This is a genomic window from Pedococcus sp. P1_H8 (genome assembly GCF_056405175.1).
The window spans coordinates 1-405 of sequence record NZ_JBFUCP010000330.1 but is presented as its reverse complement, the minus strand read 5'-3'; the positions used below and the strand labels follow the sequence as shown (position 1 = coordinate 405).

Here is a 405-nt window from a genome sequence, read left to right as displayed (position 1 = left end):
GTTGTGGTCTCCTGTTTTTTGGGTGCAGAAGGGCAGCGCAGGTGGTGTCCTGCGGGAAGCTTGTTGAATACGGCGAGGACTAGAGGCTCACGGCGGACGACCTGAAGACGCAGGACTGCCTCGCAGTCGGAGCAGGAAGCGGAGCCGGCCCAAGTACGATCTGACGCCATGGCGAACCCCGCGAAACTGCTGCACGAGGTCTTGGCCGGATGGTCTGTGCCCCCAAACACCCATGTTGAGACTGTTCGCGGCGACGCAGCTGCGATGGGGACTTGGGAGGTTCATGCTCGGGCTGCAGGATTCCTCAAGGCAATCGAGCGTGCGCTTGACGGAATGGAAGCAATGGGCGAGGAGGTCGACCATTATCGCGAGGTTCTTCCGGCTTGGTATCAGGCGGTTTTCGCC

Annotated in this window: 1 protein-coding gene; it reads left to right on the top strand. The window is 61.0% G+C overall.

Annotated elements, in window-relative coordinates; all coding sequences use genetic code 11:
- Positions 1–168 precede the first annotated feature (168 nt).
- Positions 169–405 (top strand): hypothetical protein (locus AC1DYG_RS20240; protein WP_477641628.1); only part of this gene is annotated, 237 nt, incomplete at its 3' end.